General features: G+C 73.3%; 23 protein-coding genes. 10 read left to right on the top strand and 13 right to left on the bottom strand.

The genetic code is table 11. From position 1 onward, the window contains the following. The first annotated feature begins 24 nt into the window (after window positions 1-24). The 5 genes from KDN32_RS03350 (at window position 25) to KDN32_RS03330 (ending at window position 3,833) form a co-directional block, all read left to right on the top strand. Complete coding sequence (locus KDN32_RS03350) at window positions 25-633, top strand: hypothetical protein (RefSeq protein WP_211730692.1); 609 nt, start codon at window positions 25-27, stop codon at window positions 631-633. 115 nt (window positions 634-748) lie between these two features. Then, window positions 749-1,351, top strand: a complete 603-nt coding sequence (locus KDN32_RS03345; RefSeq protein ID WP_211730691.1) for a copper chaperone PCu(A)C — start codon at window positions 749-751, stop codon at window positions 1,349-1,351. Next, complete coding sequence (locus KDN32_RS03340) at window positions 1,351-2,583, top strand: Dyp-type peroxidase (protein ID WP_211730690.1); 1,233 nt, start codon at window positions 1,351-1,353, stop codon at window positions 2,581-2,583. The genes KDN32_RS03345 and KDN32_RS03340 overlap by 1 nt, the downstream gene beginning before the upstream one ends. Continuing rightward, a complete protein-coding gene (locus KDN32_RS03335; RefSeq protein WP_211730689.1) occupies window positions 2,580-3,194 on the top strand; it encodes a copper resistance CopC family protein in 615 nt (204 codons plus the stop codon). Before KDN32_RS03340 ends, KDN32_RS03335 begins: the two co-directional genes overlap by 4 nt. A gap of 9 nt (window positions 3,195-3,203) precedes the next feature. Continuing rightward, the gene (locus tag KDN32_RS03330) at window positions 3,204-3,833 is read left to right on the top strand and encodes an SAM-dependent methyltransferase (RefSeq protein WP_211730688.1); all 630 of its coding nucleotides are present in this window, start codon (window positions 3,204-3,206) and stop codon (window positions 3,831-3,833) included. A 4-nt stretch (window positions 3,834-3,837) separates the two neighbouring features. On the opposite strand, the gene KDN32_RS03325 is transcribed toward KDN32_RS03330, so the two are convergent. Both KDN32_RS03325 and mca read right to left on the bottom strand, forming a co-directional pair. Beyond that, a complete protein-coding gene (locus KDN32_RS03325) occupies window positions 3,838-4,080 on the bottom strand; it encodes a hypothetical protein (protein ID WP_211730687.1) in 243 nt (80 codons plus the stop codon). A gap of 37 nt (window positions 4,081-4,117) precedes the next feature. Continuing rightward, the gene (gene mca / locus KDN32_RS03320) at window positions 4,118-5,017 is read right to left on the bottom strand and encodes a mycothiol conjugate amidase Mca (RefSeq protein ID WP_211730686.1); all 900 of its coding nucleotides are present in this window, start codon (window positions 5,015-5,017) and stop codon (window positions 4,118-4,120) included. Window positions 5,018-5,055: 38 nt separating this feature from the next. Here mca and KDN32_RS03315 point away from each other — a divergent pair, with 38 nt between their 5' ends. Then, window positions 5,056-5,445, top strand: a complete 390-nt coding sequence (locus KDN32_RS03315) for a DUF4307 domain-containing protein (protein ID WP_211730685.1) — start codon at window positions 5,056-5,058, stop codon at window positions 5,443-5,445. A 234-nt stretch (window positions 5,446-5,679) separates the two neighbouring features. After that, a complete protein-coding gene (greA, locus tag KDN32_RS03310; RefSeq protein ID WP_211730684.1) occupies window positions 5,680-6,171 on the top strand; it encodes a transcription elongation factor GreA in 492 nt (163 codons plus the stop codon). 114 nt (window positions 6,172-6,285) lie between these two features. Here greA and ilvA read toward each other — a convergent pair whose 3' ends face one another. From ilvA to KDN32_RS03280, 6 genes are all read right to left on the bottom strand, one after another. Then, window positions 6,286-7,494 carry a threonine ammonia-lyase gene (gene ilvA / locus KDN32_RS03305; protein WP_211730683.1) on the bottom strand — a complete coding sequence of 403 codons (1,209 nt, stop codon included), beginning with the start codon at window positions 7,492-7,494 and terminating at the stop codon, window positions 6,286-6,288. Continuing rightward, window positions 7,491-8,876, bottom strand: a complete 1,386-nt coding sequence (locus KDN32_RS03300; RefSeq protein WP_307853668.1) for an AI-2E family transporter — start codon at window positions 8,874-8,876, stop codon at window positions 7,491-7,493. Before KDN32_RS03300 ends, ilvA begins: the two co-directional genes overlap by 4 nt. A gap of 10 nt (window positions 8,877-8,886) precedes the next feature. Continuing rightward, window positions 8,887-10,314, bottom strand: coding sequence for a glutamate mutase L (locus tag KDN32_RS03295; RefSeq protein ID WP_211730681.1), 1,428 nt, complete (start codon window positions 10,312-10,314; stop codon window positions 8,887-8,889). Beyond that, window positions 10,311-10,634, bottom strand: a complete 324-nt coding sequence (locus KDN32_RS03290; RefSeq protein ID WP_211730680.1) for a DUF202 domain-containing protein — start codon at window positions 10,632-10,634, stop codon at window positions 10,311-10,313. The genes KDN32_RS03295 and KDN32_RS03290 overlap by 4 nt, the downstream gene beginning before the upstream one ends. Before the next feature lie 2 nt (window positions 10,635-10,636). Beyond that, window positions 10,637-11,797, bottom strand: a complete 1,161-nt coding sequence (locus KDN32_RS03285; protein WP_211730679.1) for a cystathionine gamma-synthase — start codon at window positions 11,795-11,797, stop codon at window positions 10,637-10,639. Window positions 11,798-11,888: 91 nt separating this feature from the next. Beyond that, window positions 11,889-12,638, bottom strand: coding sequence for a hypothetical protein (locus KDN32_RS03280; protein WP_211730678.1), 750 nt, complete (start codon window positions 12,636-12,638; stop codon window positions 11,889-11,891). A 168-nt stretch (window positions 12,639-12,806) separates the two neighbouring features. Between KDN32_RS03280 and msrA the strand changes: the two genes are divergently transcribed. Further along, on the top strand, window positions 12,807-13,457 hold the full coding sequence (gene msrA / locus KDN32_RS03275) for a peptide-methionine (S)-S-oxide reductase MsrA (protein ID WP_211730677.1): 651 nt from the start codon (window positions 12,807-12,809) through the stop codon (window positions 13,455-13,457). 8 nt (window positions 13,458-13,465) lie between these two features. On the opposite strand, the gene KDN32_RS03270 is transcribed toward msrA, so the two are convergent. Next, window positions 13,466-14,395 carry a LysR family transcriptional regulator gene (locus KDN32_RS03270; protein ID WP_211730676.1) on the bottom strand — a complete coding sequence of 310 codons (930 nt, stop codon included), beginning with the start codon at window positions 14,393-14,395 and terminating at the stop codon, window positions 13,466-13,468. A 92-nt stretch (window positions 14,396-14,487) separates the two neighbouring features. Here KDN32_RS03270 and KDN32_RS03265 point away from each other — a divergent pair, with 92 nt between their 5' ends. Further along, complete coding sequence (locus KDN32_RS03265) at window positions 14,488-15,660, top strand: TDT family transporter (RefSeq protein WP_211730675.1); 1,173 nt, start codon at window positions 14,488-14,490, stop codon at window positions 15,658-15,660. 87 nt (window positions 15,661-15,747) lie between these two features. On the opposite strand, the gene KDN32_RS03260 is transcribed toward KDN32_RS03265, so the two are convergent. Beyond that, complete coding sequence (locus KDN32_RS03260; protein WP_211730674.1) at window positions 15,748-16,149, bottom strand: pilus assembly protein CpaE; 402 nt, start codon at window positions 16,147-16,149, stop codon at window positions 15,748-15,750. Between the two features lie 96 nt (window positions 16,150-16,245). Between KDN32_RS03260 and KDN32_RS03255 the strand changes: the two genes are divergently transcribed. Then, window positions 16,246-16,587 carry a YciI family protein gene (locus tag KDN32_RS03255; protein WP_211730673.1) on the top strand — a complete coding sequence of 114 codons (342 nt, stop codon included), beginning with the start codon at window positions 16,246-16,248 and terminating at the stop codon, window positions 16,585-16,587. Window positions 16,588-16,620: 33 nt separating this feature from the next. On the opposite strand, the gene KDN32_RS03250 is transcribed toward KDN32_RS03255, so the two are convergent. From KDN32_RS03250 to KDN32_RS03240, 3 genes are all read right to left on the bottom strand, one after another. Continuing rightward, window positions 16,621-17,166, bottom strand: a complete 546-nt coding sequence (locus tag KDN32_RS03250; protein ID WP_211730672.1) for a hypothetical protein — start codon at window positions 17,164-17,166, stop codon at window positions 16,621-16,623. An 88-nt stretch (window positions 17,167-17,254) separates the two neighbouring features. Continuing rightward, the gene (locus KDN32_RS03245) at window positions 17,255-17,536 is read right to left on the bottom strand and encodes a DUF1905 domain-containing protein (protein ID WP_249216340.1); all 282 of its coding nucleotides are present in this window, start codon (window positions 17,534-17,536) and stop codon (window positions 17,255-17,257) included. A gap of 137 nt (window positions 17,537-17,673) precedes the next feature. Next, entirely contained in the window at window positions 17,674-19,164 is a 1,491-nt protein-coding gene (locus tag KDN32_RS03240) for a S8 family serine peptidase (protein WP_307853665.1), read from the bottom strand. Between the last annotated feature and the right edge of the window lie 37 nt (window positions 19,165-19,201).

The raw sequence follows: 19,201 nt of genomic DNA, 5'->3' as shown, positions 1-19,201 counted from the left end.
AGGGGTGCGTGAGACCATGCAGGCATGAACGGGCGGGCCACGCAGCTGCTGCTGTGGCCCCGTGCGCTCGTCGTCGGCGTCCTGGCCACCGGTCTGGGAGCGCTGGGACACGTCGCGGCGGGCGGGCTGCTGCCCGGACCGACCTCGATGACCTTCCTCACCGGCGCGTCTGTCGCCCTCGCCGCCCCGCTGCTGCTGCAGCAGGCCTCCGCCCTCCGTCTCGTGCTCATGCTGGTCGCCGGGCAGACCGCGGTGCACCTCGGGCTCACCCTGGCCGCCGGCTCCGGCGCGACGCACGCGGCGGCGCACGGGCCGGGGCAGCACGCATCGTCCGGCGGCGGCGCCTCCCTCGCCGACGCGGCCGCCTCCCACGTGCTCGGCCACGGGCCGATGATGCTCGCCCACCTGGCTGCCGCCGTCGCGGTCGGCCTGTGGCTGGGCCACGGGGAGCGCCTCCTCTGGACGCTGGTGCGACTGTGTCGCCACCGGCTCCGGGTCGTCACCCGGCTGGTCCTCGAACCCACCCCCGCGCCCACACCTCCGCGCCCCACGGCACACCGCTACCCCCGCGTCCGGGTCGCGCTGCGGCAGTCACGTCCGTCCGTACGGCGAGGTCCCCCGCTGGTGGCCTGACGCCGTCTCGTCCTCCCGGACCGGGACGGCCCAGCCGACGACCGCCGACGGGGCGGTCGTCCCTGCGCGCCCACCCTGCGCGCTCTCCGGACCACCAGACAAGGACAGATCTGCCATGCGTACCACCCGCTTCGCCGCGCTGCTCTCCGCGGCCGCGCTCACCCTCGTCGTGTCGGGCTGCGGCTCCGACGACCCCACGACCACCGCGTCCGACTCCTCGTCCGGGTCGGACACCTCGGCCAGCGAGACCACGGAGGCCTCGTCGCTCTCCGTCACGGACCCGTGGGTCAAGTCCGCGGAGGAGGGCATGACCGCGGCGTTCGGTACCCTCGTCAACGAGGGCGACTCCGACATCACGGTGGTCTCGGCCACCGCCTCCGACATCACCGGCATGATGGAGCTCCACGAGACCGTGCAGAACGACGACGGCTCGATGGCCATGCAGCCCAAGGAGGGCGGCTTCGTCATCCCCGCCGGCGGTGAGCACGAGCTCTCGCCCGGTGGCGACCACCTGATGATCATGGACCTCACCCGACCCGTCGAGCCCGGCGAGACGGTCACCCTCACGCTGACCCTCGACGACGGCAGCACCACCGACGTCGAGGCGACGGTCAAGGAGTTCACGGGCGCCGACGAGAACTACCAGGACGGCGAGGGCATGGACATGGACTCCGACGAGGGCATGGACATGGGCTCCGAGGACTCCGGGGACAACTGATGCCCGGGACCCCACGCGCCTGGGGTCGTCGACAGCTGCTCCACTCCGGTGCCGTCGCCCTCGGGGGCGTCGGTGCCGGGTGGACCGCCGCGGCGGCGGCCCTCCCCGCGTCCACGACACCCGACACCCGCCCCGCGACCGCGGACGTCGGGGCCGCACCGCCGCTCGGCAACCGCACGGTCGCCTTCCACGGTCCGCGGCAGGCGGGCGTCGCAACGCCACCCCAGGCCCACCTCGCTCTGCTCGGGCTCGACCTGCGAGCCGACGTCGACCTCGAGGCGCTGCGCCGGCTGATGCGGCTGATCAGCGACGATGCCGCACGCCTGACCCGGGGACTGCCCGCACTCGCCGACACCGAGCCCGAGCTCGCCGCACACCCGGCCAGCCTGTCGGTGACCTTCGGCTTCGGGCCGCGGGTCGTGCGCGACCTGCTGCCGGGCGACCGGGTACGCCTCGACGACCTGCCCGCCTTCGGCACCGACCGGCTCGACGAGGCGTGGGGTCAGACCGACCTCGCGGTGCAGATCTGCGCCGACGACCCGGTCGCCGTCTCGCACGCGCGCCGGGTGATCCTCAAGGACAGCCACGCCTTCGCCCGGCTGCGCTGGGTGCAGGACGGCACCCGCTACGCGGCCGGCTCCGTCCCCGACGGCACCTCGATGCGCAACGTGCTCGGTCAGGTCGACGGGTCCGCCAACCCCCGCGAGGCCGAGCCCGACTTCGCCGGGCTCGTCTGGTCCGACGCCGACGGCTTCGCCGGAGGGACCTTCATGGTGGTGCGTCGCATCCGCGCCGAGATGGAGACGTGGGACAAGGTCGACCGGCGCGGCCGGGAAGCCGCGGTGGGTCGGCGGCTCGACACCGGCGCCCCGCTGACCGGGACCCGCGAGGACGACGTGCCCGACCTCGACGCCACCGACGCGAGCGGCCTGCCGGTCATCGACCCCGCCGCCCACGTCGCCCGCGCCCGGGGGCGCACGCCACAGGAGAAGATCCTGCGTCGCGGCTACAACTACACGGTCGCGGACCCGAGCCGTCGCACGGGCGAGGACAGCGGTCTCGTGTTCATCTGCTTCGCCGCGGACGTCGAGCGCCAGTTCGTCCCGATCCAGCAGCGCCTCGCCGAGTCCGACCGGCTCAACGAGTGGGTCACCACCATCGGGTCGGCCGTCTACGCCGTACCGCCGGGCGCGGCCGAGGGCGAGCCGGTGGGCCAGGGGGTGATGGCGTGAGGCGCGCGGCGGCGCTGCTCCTCGCCCTGGGCATCGGCCTCCCCGCCCTCCTGGTCGGCGTCGCGGCGGGCCCGGCGTGGGCGCACGCCTCGATGACCGGGTCCAGCCCGGAGCAAGGTGAGCGGCTCGACACGCTGCCGGACCAGGTGACGTTCGAGTTCAGCGAGGAGATGGACCCCACGGCCTACGTCGTGGTCACCGGCCCGGACGGGGGCTCCCTCGCTGCAGGCGAGCCCGTCGTCGACGGGGCGACCATCACCCAGTCGCTCGCGGGCCCCGGTCCCGATGGCGGCTACCTGATGGCGGTCAAGGCCGTGTCGTCCGACGGCCACGCGGTCACCGGTCGCGTCGAGTTCGTCGTCGGCGACGGCGAGCTGCCCTCCGCCGGCGGCGCGGACACGTCGAGCCCCGGCGCCAGTGCATCGTCCGCGCCGGACGGGACGGCGGAGGCCGTTGCGTCCGCCGCCCCTGCGTCCGCCGCCCCTCCGTCAGCCGGTGACGGCGGCCGTCCGGCGTGGGTGTGGGCCGTCGGCCCGCTGTGCCTGGCCGGGTCGCTGGGGCTGTGGATCGCCGCCCGTCGTTCCCCCGCCACCGGCCGGCCCGGGTCCTAGGCTGTCCGCATGGACGCGCACGACTGGGACGCGAGGTACGCCGCGAGCGAGCTGGTCTGGTCGCGTGGGCCCAACCAGTTCGTCGCGGCCGAGCTCGCCGACCTCGAGCCGGGCGTCGCCGTCGACCTCGGCGGCGGCGAGGGCCGCAACGCGATCTGGCTCGCCCAACGCGGCTGGGCTGCGACCACCGTCGACTTCTCGCAGGTCGCCCTCGACAAGGGGCGCCGGCTCGCCGAGGACCTCGACCCACGACCGGCGCTGGAGTGGGCGTGCGCCGACGCCACCACGTGGCGGCCCGAGGCGCCCGTCGACCTGGTGGTCGTCGCCTACCTCCAGCTCACCGCCGACCAGCGCCGGCTCGCGGTGCGCAACGCGGTGCAGATGCTGCGCCCCGGCGGCACCTTCCTGCTGGTCGCGCACGACACGACCAACCTCACCGAGGGCACCGGCGGCCCGCAGGACCCGGCCGTGCTGATGAGCGCCGAGGACGTCCTGGCCGACCTCGACGGCATCGACGTCGAGGTGGTCCGTGCCGAGCGGGTCGCGCGCGAGGTCACCGCGCCGTCAGGCCACCACGAGCACGCCGGCGACGCGTCGCGCACCGCCTGGGACTGCCTGGTCCGGGTCGTACGCCGCTGACCGGTCAGCCGTCGGACTTCTGCTGCGCTGCCTCGTCGGCGGGCACCTCGTCGCGCACCACCGGCTCGTCGCCGTAGACCCCGGCGTCCTTGGCGGCCTCGGCCTTGCGCAGCTGCTTGACCAGGCTGAAGCCCAGCACGACCACGGCGAGGATCAGGAAGATCCAGATCGCGAAGCCGAGCGGGCCCGCGACGACCTCGCTGTCCTCGGGCGTGGTGTCGGCCAGGATGGTCACCAGCGTCTGCATGACCCCATCATCCCACTCCGGCCCACGTGCTGGTGCGTCAGGGCGCGGGGACCGGGATCCCCGCGAACAGGTCGTCCTCGGGGCGCGAGCTGTCGACCTTCGAGTCGACGAGCTCGTAGTCCTCGGTCGGCCAGGTCTTCTGCTGGATCTCGCGCGGGATCGCGAACCACATGCCGTCGGGGTCGATCTGCGTGGCGTGGGCCAGCAGCGCCTGGTCGCGCACCCCGAACCAGTCGCCGCACGGCACCCGGGTGGTGATCCGGTCGTCCCACTCCGGCTCGCGCTCCCACTTCGCCAGCCGCTCCTCGTAGGGCGACTCCAGGCCGTGGGCGAGCATCGCCTCGTGGAGGGCGTGGGTCTTCGCCCAGCTCCAGCCGTGGTGGTAGTAGAGCTTGAGCGGCTGCCACGGCTCCCCGGCGTCGGGGAACCGGTCGGGGTCGCCGGCCGCGTGGTAGGCGGCGACGGACACCTCGTGGCAGCGGATGTGGTCGGGGTGCGGATAGCCACCGCGCTCGTCGTAGGTCGTGAGCACGTGGGGCCGGAACTCGCGGATCAGCCGGACCAGGCGCTCGGTCGACTCCTCCAGCGGGACCAGCGCGAAGCAGCCCTCGGGCAGCGGCGGCAGCGGGTCACCCTCGGGCCAGCCGGAGTCGACGAACCCGAGCCAGTCCTGGCGGATGCCGAGGATGTCGCGGGCGCGGTGCATCTCCTCGCGCCGGATCTCGGTGATGTTCTCCCAGACCTCGGGCCGGTCCATCTTCGCGTTGAGGACCGAGCCGCGCTCGCCGCCGGTGCAGGTGACGACGTGGACGTCGACCCCCTCGGCGACGTACTTCGCGGTCGACGCCGCTCCCTTGCTCGACTCGTCGTCGGGGTGGGCGTGCACGTGCATCAGTCGGAGACCGCTGCGGGAGCGGTCCGCGGAGGGCTGGGGCATGGACGCGAGTCTAGGAGGTGCCACTTACGCTTTCGTGCGTGACCACCGACCTCGCCGACCGCTACGGCTCGCCCGCGCGCTGGCGCCGGCCGGTGACGATCGCGGTGACCGCCGCCCTCGCGGTCGTCGGTCTCACCTGGCTCGCGTGGGCCGCCTGGTTCCACGGCACCCCGGAGGTCACGTCCGAGGTGGTGACCTACGAGGTCGTCAGCGACCACGCGATCGACGCGCGCGTCGACGTCGACCTCACCGAGGGCGTCACGGCCAGCTGCCGCGTCCGCGCCTACGCCGAGGACCACACCACGGTCGGCGAGCTCGCCTTCGAGCCGGTCGACGGCACCAACACGGTGACCATCCGCACCGAGCGCCGGGCCACCTCGGTGGAGAAGGTCGGCTGCACCACCGCCGACCAGCCGCGCCCGCGCTGAGGCGTACGCCCACCCCTCCCGCCACCCCTCCGGGGGCAGAGGACCTGCGCTCGGGCGGCGTGCTTGCTAACCTGTGGGTTCGCCCGTCCGGGAGCGCTGGCCCAGTCCCACCGCCGCGCCGACCTCGATCGGACGGAGGACGAACCACCCACCCGGTGCGGGGGCGCTGAGACACATCCCGGCGCACACCACCTCGCACCACCTGAAGTTCTACGTTGAAGCAGGAGTAGTGACATGACCGACCAGGGCACCATCTGGCTGACCCAGGAGGCCTACGACAAGCTGCAGGCCGAGCTCGACGACCTCAAGGGTCCCAAGCGCCAGGAGATCATCGAGAAGATCGCCGCGGCACGCGACGAGGGCGACCTCAAGGAGAACAGCGGCTACCACGCCGCCAAGGACCAGCAGGGCCAGCAGGAGGCCCGCGTCCGCCAGCTCGAGGACATGCTCCGTCGCGCCGAGGTCGGCGAGACGCCCGCCGACGACGGCGTCGTCGAGCCCGGCATGGTCGTGACCGTCGACTTCGGCGGCGGCGACCACGAGAAGTTCCTCCTCGGTGCGCGCGAGAACCTCATGGAGGGCGACGACCTCGACGTCTACTCCCCCGAGTCCGCCATGGGCGCCGCCATCAACGGCCGCACCAAGGGCGACGAGGTCACCTACACCGCGCCCAACGGCAAGGAGCTCAGCGTCACGATCGTCGACGCGGAGCCCTACCGCGCCTGACGGCGTACGCGTCTCATCGCTCGCAGGAGCGGTGTCCCACCCACACTCTCCGCCGCGGGAAGGTGGGTGGGGCACCGCTCCTCGGCGTTGGTGGGCCGGACGGCGTACGCCCGCTCAGTCGGGCAGGCGGTAGCCCCGCTCGCGCAGGCGCGCGAGCAGCATCTCGGCGTGCGCCTCGCCCCGCGTCTCGAGCTGGATGCGGACCTCGACCTCGTTGAGGGTCAGCGACGGGGAGATCCGCTCGTGGGCGACCTCGAGGACGTTCGCGCCCGCCTCGCCGACCTCGGCGAGCAGCGACGCGAGGCCGCCGGGCAGGTCGGGGATGCAGACGCGGAGGTAGAGGTAGCGCCCGGCCGCGGCGAGGCCGTGGCGGATCACCTTGCTCAGCAGCAGCGGGTCGATGTTGCCGCCCGACAGCACCGCGACGGCCGGCGTCTCGAAGCCGGTCGGGTCGTCGAGCATCGCCGCGACCGCGGCCGCGCCGGCGGGCTCGACGACCTGCTTGGCCCGTTCGACCAGCGCGAGCAGCGCCCGCGAGAGTGACTCCTCCGACACGGTGATGATGTCGTCGACGTGGTCGCGGACGGCGGCGAAGGTGATGTCGCCCGGACGCCCGACCGCGATCCCGTCGGCCATGGTGCTCATCGAGGCCAGTGGCACCGGGTGGCCGGCGGCGAGCGAGCCCGGGTACGCCGCGGCGCCCTCGGCCTGCACCCCGACCACGCGCACGTCGGGGCGCACCGCCTTGATCGCGACCGCGACGCCCGCCAGCAGCCCGCCGCCGCCGGTCGGCACCAGCACGGTACGGACGTCGGGCGACTGCTCGAGCACCTCGAGGCCGAGGGTGCCCTGGCCGGCGACGATGTCGACGTGGTCGAAGGGGTGGATCAGCACGGCGCCGGTCCGGTCGGCGAAGTCGCGGGCCGCGGCGAGCGAGTCCTCGAGGTAGCGGCCGTGGAAGACCACGTCGGCGCCGTAGCCGCGGGTCGCCTTCTCCTTCGGGATCGGCGCGCCCTCGGGCATGAAGACCGTCGAGCGGATCCCGAGCGTCGACGCCGCGAGCGCGACGCCCTGCGCGTGGTTGCCGGCGGAGGCGGCCACGACTCCGTGGGCGCGCTCCTCCTCGGAGAGCCGGGCGATCCGGACGTAGGCCCCGCGCGACTTGAACGACCCGGTCCGCTGGAGGTTCTCGCACTTGAGCGACACCTGCCCGCCGACGAGCGCGGAGAGCCAGCGCGACTCCTCCATCGGCGTGACGACCGTGACGTCGGCCAGCATCTCGCGTGCTGCCTCGACGTCGGCAAGGGTCACCTGCTCGGTCATCGTCCGTCCTTCGTGGGGGTGCTGTCGGTGGTGTCGTGGGGCTCGTCGGGGCCCGCGAGCGGGCCGTCGTCCTCGGGCACCGGGTCGGGTGGCACGCCGTCCTGCTCGAGGTCGTCCTCGAGCGCGTCGTCGGGGTCGTCCTCGCCGATCTCGGTGTAGGACGCGAGGTGCTGGACGACCGCGTTGCCGGCGGCGACCAACGGCACCGCGATGAGCGCGCCCGCCACACCCGCGACCAGCACGCCGCAGCCGATCGCGACGATCACGCCGAGCGGGTGGATCGACACGAAGCGGCCCATCAGGAAGGGCTGCAGGATGTGGCCCTCGATCTGCTGGACCAGGATCACGCCACCGAGCATGAGCAGCGCGGTGAACGGCCCCTGGTCGACGAGCGCGACGAGGATCGCGACCGTGCCGGCGATGGTGGCACCGATCATCGGCACGAAGGCGCCGAGGAAGACCAGCACGCCGATCGCGACCACGAACGGCACGCCCAGGATCGCCGCGACGATCATGATCCCGATCGCGTCGGCGAGCGCGACGAGCACCGTCGCCCGGACGAACTGGGTCAGCGAGATCCAGGCGACCCGGCCCGAGGCGTCGACGCGCTCGCGGGCCGCGCGCGGGGCGATCCGCACCATCCACGACCAGATCCGGTCGCCGTCGGCGAGGAAGAAGTAGGTGGAGAACAGCACGATGAAGAAGCCCGCGACGACGTGGCCGACGGCCGTGCCGACCTCGGTGACTCGCGTGACGACCCCTCCGGTCTGGGTGCTGTCGGAGACCGCCCCCTGGATCTCCTTGATGTAGCCGTCGAGCTGGGAGTCCGAGACGTTGAGCGGACCGGTGCGCAGCCAGTCGCGCACCTGCCCGAGACCGGTGACGACCGACTCGGCGAGGTCGCTCGCGCCCTGCGCCACCTGCTGGCCGACGAAGGTCAGCAGCAGCGCGACGGTCCCGATGCCGAGGACCATCACGATCCCGGTGGCGGGACCGCGGGGCAGGCCGACGCGGCGCAGCCAGGCGACCAGCGGCGCGACCAGCGCGGTGATCAGCAGCGCCACCGCCAGCGGCAGGGTGATCACCGCGAAGTAGCGCATCGTCCAGAGCAGGCCGAGGGCGGCGACGACGATGACGATCAGGCGCCACGACCAGGCGGCCGCGAGGTCGAGGCCCCACGGCACCTGGGCCCGGCTGAAGTTCGAGGGCCCGGTGGTGAAGGCGGGCTCGGCCCGGCGCTCGGCGCGTGCCTGCGCCCACTGGGCGAGGATCCGCTCGCCGAGCCGGTCGTCCTCGTCGCCTCGCCCCAGGGCGGCGAAGATCCGTCGCCGGACCTTCTCGTCCTCGGTCTCGGCCGGGTCGGGCACGGGCTGCTCGGTCACGTCGGCCACGCTAGCGGTCCCCCGCCGTCCGGAGCCCGGCGAGGAGCCGGTGGGCGGCGACCGGGTGGTCGTCGGCGAGCAGTCCGGCGGCCGCCAGGACGTAGTCGTGGTCGACCACCACGACCGGGTCGCGCGGGAGCTGCCAGCCGCCCTCGAACGCGTCACCGGTGGCGGGCAGCAGCACCCGCCCCACCGCATCGGGGCCGCCGTGGCGCAGCACGCCGCCGGAGCCGACCAGCAGGTCGACCTCGCGCAGGTCCTTGCCGCTGCGCTCGACGACCCGGCCCTCGGGGCTGACCACGACCTTGCTGCGGCCGGCGTGGCGTTCCAGTGCGATCCGCACCGCGCCGGCCGCGATCGCCAGGTCGGCGTCTTGCTCGGCGGCCGGGTCCGGACAGTGGTCCGGCAGCAGGTCGGGGTCGGCGTGGCGACGCGCCGCGGCGTCGCGGAGGGCGTCGAGGCCGGCCGCCTCGACCGTCGACACGGCCGACCAGCGCATGCCGAGGTCACCCTCGACCGTCCGGGTGACGGGCGTGACTCCCACGACCTCGCGGGAGAGGCCCGCCCCATCGATGGACGCCGTCTCCGGGTCGAGCTCGACGACGCTGTGCACGTCGGTGGTGGCGCCGCCGACGTCGACGACCACCACGTCGCCGGCGCCGGGGTGCTGCTCGTCGAGGCCGTGCGCGAGGAGCTCGACGCCGGTGAGCACGACGTCCGGGGTGGCGCCCCGGACCATCTCGGTGAAGGTCCGGCCCGCGGCGTCGGTGCGGCTGCTGAGGTGCTTGCCGCCGATGACGTGGGACAGGAAGATCTCGCGGATCGCCCGCCGCGCGCCGTCGGGCGCGAGGACGCCGATGCGCGGCACCACGTTGGCCGCGACGACGTGGGGCGTGCCGGCGGCGGTGAGGAGGGCGGAGACCGTCTCCTGGGAGTCGACGTTGCCGGCGACCACGACGGGACCCGGCCACGGCGTCGCGGCCAGGAAGGCGGCATCCCCCTCGAGGACCTCGGAGTTGCCGCCGTCGGTCCCGCCGACGAGCAGCACGACGTCGGGCTCTGCGGACCGCAGCTCGCCGAGCCTGGCCGCGTCGAGGCCGCCGTGGAGCACGAGCACCACCTTGCCGCCGCTCGACAGCGCGACCCGGCGGCCCGCCTCGGCGGTGACGAGCTCCTCGTTGCCGACGACCGCGATCCGCAGGCCGCCGCCGGCGCTGGAGCAGGCCAGCACGTCGGCGTCACGGGCACGGGGGTCCTGCTCGGCGAGTGCGTCCACGCACGCGTCGTACCCGTCGAGGACGTCGCCATGCCCCGCCTCGTCCAGGAGCGTGGTCGGGTGGCTCGCCGTCGCGAGCAGGTCACCGGTGCCGAGGTCGACGAGCGCGGCCTTGGTGAAGGTCGAGCCGAAGTCGACGCAGACGACGCAGTCGTGGCTCACACGACCACCGAGAGCCCGACCAGCAGGACGAGGACCACGACGGTCGTGAACACCACGGGCACGGCGGTGCTGGGCGGCAGGGCCCGACCCTCACGGATCGCCGCATCGGCCTCGCGGTAGCGGCGCATCCCGAGCGCGGCAGTGAGCGCGGCCGCGACCAGCAGCGCCACGCCGAGGAGCGTCTCGGCCCACGAGTCACGCAGCAGGTTGAGCGCGCCGACGGCCGCGACCAGCAGGCCGACGGCGGTGCGCTCGTAGGCCAGGAAGGTGCGCTCGTTGGCGAGCGAGTAGCGCGGGTCCGTCGGGTCGGAGCCGGGCACCGTCACCCCAGCGCCCGGTCGAGGTCGGCGAGCAGGTCGTCGATGCTCTCGATGCCGACGCTGAGCCGGACCAGGTCGGCGGGCACCTCGAGGTCGGTGCCGGCGACGCTGGCGTGGGTCATCCGGCCGGGGTGCTCGATCAGCGACTCGACGCCGCCGAGGGACTCGCCGAGGGTGAAGACCTCCGCCCGCTCGCACACGGCCAGCGCCTGCTCCTCGCCGCCGGCGACGCGGAACGAGATCATCCCGCCGAAGCGCTTCATCTGCCGGGCCGCGACCTCGTGGCCCGGGTGGGCGGCGAGCCCGGGGTAGATCACCTCGGTGACGCGGGCGTCGCCGTCGAGGAACGCCGCGATCCGCTCGGCGTTGTCGCAGTGGCGGTCCATCCGGACGCCGAGCGTCTTCAGCCCGCGGTGGGTGAGGAAGGCGTCGAACGGACCGGCGACCGCACCCATCGCGTTCTGGTGGAAGCCGATCTTCTCGGCGAGGTCGAGGTCGCGCACGACCACCGCGCCGCCCACGACGTCGCTGTGCCCGCCGACGTACTTGGTCGTCGAGTGGAGCACCACGTCGGCGCCGAGCGTGAGCGGCTGCTGGAGGTAGGGCGAGGCGAAGGTGTTGTCGACGACGAGCAGCGCACCGGCGTCGTGGGCGACCGTGGCCAGCGCCTCGATGTCGCCGATGGTGAGCATCGGGTTGGTGGGCGTCTCGACCCACACCAGCTTCGTGCGGCCGGGCTCGATCGCCGCGGCGACCGCCTCGGTGTCGGCGACCGGCGCCGGGCTGTGGTCGAGGCCCCAGACCTTTGCGACCTTGTCGAAGAGGCGGAACGTGCCGCCGTAGGCGTCGTCGGGGATGACCACGTGGTCGCCGGGGCGGGTCAGCGCCCGGATGATCGCGTCCTCGCCGGCCAGGCCGGAGGCGAAGGCGAAGCCGCGCTCGCCGTCCTCGACCGCCGCGAGCGCGCCCTCGAGGGCGGTGCGGGTGGGGTTGGCCGAGCGGCTGTACTCGTAGCCGCCGCGCAGCCCGCCGACGCCGTCCTGCTTGTAGGTGCTGCTGGCGTAGATCGGCGGGTTGACCGCCCCGGTCATCGCGTCGGGCTCGTAGCCGGCGTGGATCGCACGCGTCTCGAAACCGACCTTGTTGGCACGTTCCTGGGTCACGTGGCGAGCCTAGACCTCGCCTGCCGCGCCGGGCACAGCGGAACGGCCGCCACGTATGGGGCGTGGCGGCCGTTCCTCCCCCTGGTCCGGGTCAGGGCACGCTGGGTGCCGTCAGGGCGGCGCCACCTCCGCCCTTGCCCAGGCTCGCCGCAGTGATGCCCAGCGGCCGCACGGCCCACGAGCCGTAGACGAACGTGTCACCCGCCGCAGCAGCGGAGACGTACATGCTGGCGCCGTAGGGGCTGGCCGCCCCGTTCGTCCCCGAAGCAGCGTCAAACACGAACCGCGAGGCGGCATTGATGTCCTGGCGCTCGTAGAAGCACAGCTGACCGGGCGCGGCGTTCGGCGCGGCGGCGGTTCCGGGGCAGTCGGCAGTCGGCGCAGCGCCGACCGCCAGGTAGTGCGGCGTCGGGGCGGCGGACAGGGTGACGCCGAACGTGATGTTGTCGCCCACCCAGTCGTTCGCGGCAGCGGCGGTCCCGATCGCGGCGTACTGGCCGCGGATCAGGGCCTGCTTCGGGAGGTAGCGCCCGTCGCTCTCGGCCTTGGTGTAGCCCGACCCTGCCCCGGCGTACTTCGCGTCCGACTCGGCCTTGGTGTAGCCGGAGCCCGCGGGCTCGTAGCTGCCCTTGGGCTGGTAGGCCGCATCGGACTGCTTCTTGGTGTAGAACGTCTTGGCCGCGAGCGGCTTGAGCTCCTTCTTCCAGATCTTCTTCCAGCTCGTGGCGGCGGCCTGCGAGACCTCCGCCCCGGCGGGCGTGACGGCCATCAGGCCTCCGCCGACCAGGACCCCGAGCAGGACGGCCACCAGCAGCTGGCGGACCGGGCGACGTGACGACATGTGCGTTCCCCTTCGACGAGTGTGCGTGCGTCGAACACCGTCCTCGCCCCACGCCCCGAGCACATCGGTGCAAGCACGACGTCTAGACCACGTAATTCCACGTACGGCCGCCGCGTCCGCCCTCCAGACGCGGTGCCCCGGCCTTGTCCGGAGGGGGAGAATGGAGCCATGTTCGGATTCGGCAAGCCCACCACCCTCCCCACGCCCGACCAGGCCCTGCCCGGCCGTGCGGAGCCGATGTGGCAGCTGGGGCGGCACGTCGTGCTCGACGCGCCCGTCGTCACCGACGAGGTCCCCGCCGGCCACGAGGTGGCGCTGCTCGGCCTCGGCTGCTTCTGGGGCGCGGAGGAGATCTACTGGCAGGTCCCCGGCGTCTGGTCGACGTCCGTGGGCTACGCCGGCGGCAGCACGCCGAACCCGACCTACGAGGAGGTGTGCAGCGGTGGCACCGGCCACACCGAGGCGATCCGCGTCGTCTTCGACCCTACGGTGGTGTCCTACGCCGACCTGGTGAAGAAGTTCTTCGAGATCCACGACCCGACGCAGGGCATGCGCCAGGGCAACGACGTCGGCACGCAGTACCGCTCCGCGATCTACTGGACCACCCCCGAGCAGGAGCAGACCGCCCGTGAGCTGACCAAGGTCTACGGCGACGAGCTCGCCCGCCGCGGCCTCGGGGAGATCACCACCGAGATCCGCCCCGCCTCCGAGACGCCGTACTTCTACGCCGAGGACGCGCACCAGCAGTACCTCGCCAAGAACCCGTTCGGCTACCGCTGCCACGCCAACACCGGCGTGGCCTTCCCCGAGTCCGCCTGACGGCGCAGCTAGTCCGCCGGGCGTGGTCGCCGCGCGAGGGCGACGAGGTCCCGCGCGGGCCCGGCTGGCGGATGGGGTCCGCCGGTCCAGACGGCGCGGAACTCGCGGCGCAGGTCGAGCGTCGTGGCGACGGCGACGAGGTGGCCGGCGTCGACCTCCCGGTCCACGACGCGGCGGCTGAGGAACGCGGGCGCCCCGCCGGCGAGCACCGACTCGCGCACGGCCGTGGCGGTGGTGAGCTCGATGACCGACTCGTGCATGGTCAGCCCGTGGGCGGCGAGGGCCCGCTCAACCACGTCACGCGTCCCTGACCCGGGCTCGCGGCTGGTCAGCGGCAGGTCGGCGACCGCGGATGCGTCGAGCGCCCGCTCGCGTCGGGCGAGCGGATCGTCGGGTGAGACGACGAGGACGAGCTCGTCGTGGGCGACGACCGTCGACCTCAGGTGGAGCGGCGGTTCGACGCCCTCGACGAACCCGAGATGAGCAGTGCCGTCGCGCACCGCGTCCTCGACCTGATGGCTGTTCGACGCCGTCAGGCTGACGGACGTGACCGGCACACCCTCGGCGGCCTGACGCCTCCGGAGCTGGACCAGCCAGCGCGGCATGAGCGCGTCCGCGATGGTCATGCTCGCCCACACCGACAGGTCGCGTGAGCGTTCGCCTCGCAGGCCGACGATGGCCGTCTCGACCTCGTCGGTCAGGTCGATCAGCCGGGAGGCCCACTCGGTGAACACCACGCCCGACGGCGTGAGCTCCGAGCCTCGTGGGCCGCGCTGCACGAGGGTGAGGCCGGTCTGGGCCTCGACGCTGCGCAGCCGCTCGGACGCGGCCTGCTGCGAGACCCCGCTCGCCCGCGCCGCGGCGCCGATGCTGCCAGTGCGCCCGATCGCGACGAGCAGCCTCAGACCCGCCAGGTCCGGGACGTGGGACGACTCCATGACCACACCGTACGACACCCACAGGCTGCGGTTGTGGCTCCACAGGATCGAGGCGTCTACTGCCGAGCCGCCGCCGCGCCGAGGCTGGAGTCATGACCAACCTCCTGGCCCACGACCACGACGACCGCCACGCCTCCTCCCCCGCTCTCGCCCCGCGGCGTGGGTTCCGGCGCGGTTCGTTCCTGTCCGGTCTCGGGGGCCAGCCGGCGTTCGGCTTCATCGGACCGAACTGGTTCGCCTCCGTCATGGGTACCGGCATCGTCGCCACCGCAGCTGCGACCCTGCCCGTCCAGTTCCCTGGTCTGCTGGCCTTCGCGCGGACCGTGTGGGTGCTCGACGTCGTGCTGCTCCTCGCCATCGTGGCCGCGACCGCGATGCACTGGAGCCGCCACCCCGCAACCGCGCGCGGGCACCTGGACAACCCCGTCATGTCCCACTTCTACGGCGCCCCCGCGATGGCGCTGATGACCGTCGGCGCCGGCGCCGTGCTCGTCGGTCAGCCGGTCATCGGCACCACCGCCGCCATCGGCCTCGATGCCGTGCTCTGGACCGCCGGAACGGTCCTCGGACTGTGGACCGCCGTGGCCGTGCCCTACAAGACCTTCATGACCCACGATGTCGAGCCTGACTCGGCCTTCGGCGGCTGGCTGATGCCGGTCGTGCCTCCCATGGTCAGCGCGGCCACCGGTCCGCTACTCATCCCGCACCTGCCGGCCGGGCAGTGGCAGCTGACCCTGCAGCTGCTCTGCACCGCGATGTTCGGCCTGACCATCATCGCCAGTCTCGTCGTGATCGCCCTGATCTGGGGACGCCTTGCCCGCCACGGCGCCGGCGCCGCCTCCACGATCCCCACCCTCTGGATCGTTCTCGGCCCGCTCGGCCAGTCGATCACCGCCGGCCACACCCTCGGCGCGACCGCGACCAGCGTGCTCCCCGCCCCCTACGGCACCGCCTTCGAGGCCGCCGGCCTGGTCTTCGGCGTCCCGATGTGGGGGTTCGCCACGCTCTGGGCCGCGCTTGCCATCACGATCACCGTGCGCGCCGCCCGCGCCGGCATGCCGTTCGCGCTGACCTGGTGGTCCTTCACCTTCCCCGTCGGCACCGTCGTCACCGGCACCTCCGGCCTCGCCGCCGCGACCGGCGCACACCTGTTCACCGGCGCTGCCGTCCTCTTCTACGCCGGCCTGCTCGTCGCCTGGGGAACGGTCGCCGTACGCACCACCCACGGCGTCTACCAGGGACACCTGTTGAAGGCCCCGGCATGAGCACCACCCGAGAGCGCCTGAGCCGCGGGCCGGGACGTCATGGGACTCAGCGGTCCGAACCGAGGAGACCCATGACGTCCGCGGGCTTCACTCACTCCCGAGCACGCTGAGCACCGCCCGCGCGGCCGCGTCGGCGGCGCCGACGTCGACGTGCTCCTCCTCGCGCTCCCCCAGCGAGACGCGTACGACGTGACCGCCCGAGCGGGAGGTCAGGCTGACGAAGCGCTCGCCGAGCACGTCGAGGAGCTGGTCGAGACGCGGCAACCACACGGTCTCGGCCTCCTCGACGTCGTCGAGCGCCCACTCGGTGGTGCCGTTGAAGGCGAGCACCCGGCCCGACGGCCGGTCGCGGACCTCGACCACCATGTCGCTGACGGTGAAGACGGCCTCGTCGAGGTCGCGGTCCGGCAGCCAGAACCGGTCGCCGTTGGCGGGCGACCAGGCCAGGCCCGCGTCGTGCAGGCGGAGCGCGAGGTCGGGTGAGGTCACCTCGCCAGTGTGCCGTGTCGCCTGTCGATCCGGACCACCCTCGTCCGTCACAGTGGTGACGGGCCGCACCGGGCGGCCGGCGACGGAGGGACGACGATGGCGCGTTACGCGATCTACTTCATGCAGCAGTGGGTGGGCGACCACCCCGCCGAGTGGTACCAGGGGCGGGTCGAGCCGTCCCGCGCCGTGGTGCGCGAGATGGAGGAGGCCGGCGTCCTGGTCTTCGCCGGCGGGCTCGTCGAGGAGATGGAGCTGGCGTTCAGCGCCGACGGCACGAGCGGGACGATGGTCGTCTCCGACGGGCCCTACACCGAGGTCACGGAGTACCTCGGCGGGATCACCGTCATCGAGGTCCCCGACGTCGACGCCGCGAAGGCGTGGGCGGCGAAGGTGGCCGAGGGGTGCGGCTGGCCGCAGGAGGTCCGGGAGATCAAGTGATCCCCGGGCTCTCCCGCTCCCGCGGCCTGCCGCTCAGCGCGCGACCCAGTCGGTGAAGCTGCGCGGGTCGCCGAGCCAGTCCTTGCGGGTGTCGCGCCCGTCGGGGCGGGTGCCGGCGACGCGCACGGCGACCCGGACCTCGTCCGGCGAGCCGATCGCGTCGCGGGCGATCCGCATCCGCACCTGCTCGGTGTCGTAGTCGATGCGCATCCGGTACGACCCCTCGACCGGCTCGCCCCACGCGGAGGTCTTGAAGCCGTCGGTGTGCAGCAGGACGTAGTCGGTGCCGCTGAAGTAGCCGCCGGAGAAGACGTACTCCGGGCCCGGGTCGTCGGGGTCGGTGTCGAGGAAGACCGTGCCCGACGAGCCGCTGCGGTAGGACTCCTGCAGGTCGGTGTGGGTGGTGGTCACCACGACGTTGCGTCCGCCGTGCTTCACCTCCACCGAGCGCAGGTCGACCCCGTGGCGGAGGTCCTGCGGGTCGTCGACGGTCAGGCTGTCGGCGAAGGCCGGGGCGGTCTGGAGGGAGGCGAGGGCGGCGACCGCCAGGGTCGCGGCGCCCAGGATGGTCCTGCGCATGATGGTGTTCCGTTCTCGTGGGTCCGCCTCCGGTCGGAGGCACTCAGGAGACGCACCACCCGCTCGGGAGGTTGCTTCCCGACGCAGATCAGTCCCGGCCGACCGCCAGGCTGACCTCGACGGCGTCCCCGAGCTCCAGCCCCTCGGCCCGCCGCACCGCGTCCTTCACGGGGAGGAACCAGGTGCCCTCGCGCGGGAACATCGACGTGGTGAACGACGTGGCGCCGATCCGGGCGCGCACCGGGACGACGCCCCAGTAGACGACCTCGGCCTTCACCTCGTCGACGAGGTCCGCCTCGTCGGGCGGCAGCGGCACGAAGTGGTAGGGCGCCGGACCGCGCCACTCGACCAAGGTCCCGCTGAAGTCCATCTCCACGTCGTCACCCAAGCAGACCGAGGGGGCGGGCGGGAGCCCTGTATCTCCCGCCCGCCCCGGTCCACCGCACCCCTGTCGCGCGGTGGTGTCCCCTGGAGGGGGTCTGTGGTGCGCCGGTCAGCGCAGTCCGGTCACCGCAGTGCGGCCACGGCCGCGACCACGTCGACCAGGCCGTAGCCCTTGTCGTACGAGGTGCTGCCGAGCGGACCCGCCTGGTAGGCGGCGCCGTCGGCGTACGTGTGGGCCGAGACCTTCAGTGCCTCTTCGATGTCACCCGGGGTGGCGGATGGGTCGGCCTGGAACAGCTGCGCGACGATGCCCGCGATGTGGGGTGCGGCCATCGAGGTGCCGCTGATGGTGTTGAAGGTGCCGAGGTCGAGCGGGCCGGGCCCGTTGCGGAAGTCCAGGCCGGTCGCGCAGATCACGAGGTACGGGCGGCACGACGAGGTGATGTTCTCCCCGGGCGCCGAGATGTCCGGCCACGTGGAGGGGTCCGTGGCGAGGCCGCGGGAGCTGTAGTCGGACACGGTGCCGTCGCGGGTGCCGGTGTCGCCGTCGTTGTAGGACGCGACCGAGAGGATGCCGCCGGTGGGGTCCTGGCCGGGCGGGTTGGTCAGGCTGGTCGAGCCGTCGCCGCCGTCGTTGCCGGCCGCCCAGACGGTGACGACGCCCTCGGCGGCCAGCGCCCGCTGCAGCTTGACGGTGGCCGACTCGGGGTCGAACGCGCCGCCGCCGGTGGGGCCGTAGGAGTTGTTGGTGACCTTGATCGGCGGGCAGGTCGCGGCCGGCACGCCCGCCCCGCAGGGCGCCTCGTGGTTCTCCAGCACCCAGTTGAGGGCGCTGTCGGCGCCGAGGATCACGATGCCGGCGCCCGTCGAGATGGACACCAGGTTCGCGCCGGGCGCCGCGCCCTGCACCTTGCCGCCGTCGGTGAGCGTGGTCGGGCGGCCGGCGACGATGCCGTTGACGTGGGTGCCGTGGCCGCCGACCGACAGCGTGTCGGTGTCGACCACGGTGGGGAGCCGCTGCACGCTGCAGGTCTCGGTCAGCGGCTCGCAGAGCGCCTTGAGGTTGGCGACGACGGCGGACGACCCGTCGGCCTCACGGAGGTACGGGTGGGTCGGGTCGACGCCCGAGTCGATGACCGCCACGCTGACGCCCTTGCCGGTCAGCGGGGTGCCGTCGGCGCCGGTGAGCGTGGCGGCGGCCTCCGCGCCGCGGGTCGCGACGTTCGACGTCTCGGCAAGGTCTTGGCTGAAGAAGTCGATCGGCTGGGCCCCGCCCTCGACGTAGGTCACGCCGGGCTGGGTGCGGACGGCCTCGACCTGGGCCTTCGTGGCCCGGGCGATCACCACGCCGATGCCGGTGAACTCGCCCTTCGTCGTCATGCCGGTGGCGGCGACCGCGTCGCGCGCCGCGCTGATCGACGTGCCGTGGACCATGACGGCGGTCGGTCCGGTGAGCCGGGACAGCTGGCCGGCGAGGAAGTCGGACAGGTTCGCCGGGGCCGACGGGGCGCCGACGGCGCGGTCGGGTGCGGCGGACGCGTCGCCGCCGGCGACGGTCGTCGCCGCCGCGGCGAGGGTCGTCGCCGCGAGGGCGAGCAGGAGCTTCGAACGCACTGGTGCCTCCCGAGAGTGGTGGGAACGGTGACCGTCC

Origin of the sequence: Nocardioides palaemonis, assembly GCF_018275325.1 — a bacterium.
GTDB lineage: Bacteria > Actinomycetota > Actinomycetes > Propionibacteriales > Nocardioidaceae > Nocardioides > Nocardioides palaemonis.
The sequence above is the reverse complement of the archived record's forward strand: the minus strand, read 5'-3'. Positions and strand labels throughout refer to the sequence as shown.

Coding starts and splice junctions, on each gene's coding strand:
- KDN32_RS03325 (WP_211730687.1), bottom strand. CDS start 4,080: ATGCAGACGCTGGTGACCATCCTGGCCGACACCACGCCCGAGGACAGC.
- KDN32_RS03265 (WP_211730675.1), top strand. CDS start 14,488: ATGACCAACCTCCTGGCCCACGACCACGACGACCGCCACGCCTCCTCC.
- KDN32_RS03280 (WP_211730678.1), bottom strand. CDS start 12,638: ATGTCGTCACGTCGCCCGGTCCGCCAGCTGCTGGTGGCCGTCCTGCTC.
- KDN32_RS03345 (WP_211730691.1), top strand. CDS start 749: ATGCGTACCACCCGCTTCGCCGCGCTGCTCTCCGCGGCCGCGCTCACC.
- KDN32_RS03330 (WP_211730688.1), top strand. CDS start 3,204: ATGGACGCGCACGACTGGGACGCGAGGTACGCCGCGAGCGAGCTGGTC.
- KDN32_RS03250 (WP_211730672.1), bottom strand. CDS start 17,166: ATGCGCAGGACCATCCTGGGCGCCGCGACCCTGGCGGTCGCCGCCCTC.
- ilvA (WP_211730683.1), bottom strand. CDS start 7,494: ATGACCGAGCAGGTGACCCTTGCCGACGTCGAGGCAGCACGCGAGATG.
- KDN32_RS03340 (WP_211730690.1), top strand. CDS start 1,351: ATGCCCGGGACCCCACGCGCCTGGGGTCGTCGACAGCTGCTCCACTCC.
- KDN32_RS03270 (WP_211730676.1), bottom strand. CDS start 14,395: ATGGAGTCGTCCCACGTCCCGGACCTGGCGGGTCTGAGGCTGCTCGTC.
- KDN32_RS03245 (WP_249216340.1), bottom strand. CDS start 17,536: ATGGACTTCAGCGGGACCTTGGTCGAGTGGCGCGGTCCGGCGCCCTAC.
- greA (WP_211730684.1), top strand. CDS start 5,680: ATGACCGACCAGGGCACCATCTGGCTGACCCAGGAGGCCTACGACAAG.
- KDN32_RS03255 (WP_211730673.1), top strand. CDS start 16,246: ATGGCGCGTTACGCGATCTACTTCATGCAGCAGTGGGTGGGCGACCAC.
- mca (WP_211730686.1), bottom strand. CDS start 5,017: ATGCCCCAGCCCTCCGCGGACCGCTCCCGCAGCGGTCTCCGACTGATG.
- KDN32_RS03350 (WP_211730692.1), top strand. CDS start 25: ATGAACGGGCGGGCCACGCAGCTGCTGCTGTGGCCCCGTGCGCTCGTC.
- msrA (WP_211730677.1), top strand. CDS start 12,807: ATGTTCGGATTCGGCAAGCCCACCACCCTCCCCACGCCCGACCAGGCC.